Annotated in this window: 1 protein-coding gene; it reads right to left on the bottom strand. The window is 76.0% G+C overall.

All coding sequences use genetic code 11. The features are described from left to right. Nucleotides 1-189: 189 nt before the first annotated feature. On the bottom strand, nt 190-703 hold a 514-nt coding region (locus L0B03_RS18710), incomplete at its 5' end, for a DUF427 domain-containing protein (protein WP_250448612.1).

The following is a 703-nucleotide window of genomic DNA, read 5'->3' as shown; positions in this document are numbered from 1 at the left end:
CCCCGCCCCCCGCGCCCCCGCCCGCCCGCTGCGCCCCCACCCGCCCTCGGGCGCTGACGTCGAGTGGTCACTTCTTGCCGGATCGAGGGTTCGACAAGCGGCAAGAAGTGACCACTCAACGGGGCGGCGCCGCTGAGGCGCGCGGCGCGCGAGAGGGTGGGCGCGGCACCCGGGGAGGCAGCCTGCGGGCTACCAGCCGAGGGTGCCGGGGGCTCCCTTGAGGGGGCCGACGACGCGGTCGGTGATCCAGCCGCCGTAGAAGCCACCCTCCTGGGGGCGGACCACCTCGCCGTCAACGGTGCACTCGGTCATGCGGCCCGGGTAGAGGGCGATGTGGCCGGTGATCGCGGCGAAGGCGGGTGTCGGGTCGAGGTAGGTCCACGCGGCCCCGGGCACGACGACCTGCTCGCCGCGCTCGTCCACGCCGACGACGTCGAAGTACGCCGCCCGGCCCTTGAACTCGCAGAAGCTGCTGCCCTGGGCCGGGACGAGGACGCCGTCGGGCACGTCCTCGCGTGGGAGGTAGTAGGTCGGCGGGTGGGAGGTCTCCAGGACCCGCACCGACCGCCGGGTGTCGGCCACGAGGGTCGTGCCCAGGCGGACCACGACGTGCTCCTCGCTCGGCTCGACGGCGGGCGGTCGCGGGTAGTCCCAGGCCGACTCCTGGCCGGGGCCGGGCGGCGTGGCGGGCGCACCCCCGGGC

The sequence above is a fragment of the Actinotalea sp. C106 genome (assembly GCF_023630195.1).
Lineage (GTDB): Bacteria > Actinomycetota > Actinomycetes > Actinomycetales > Cellulomonadaceae > Actinotalea.
The sequence above is the reverse complement of the archived record's forward strand: the minus strand, read 5'-3'. Positions and strand labels throughout refer to the sequence as shown.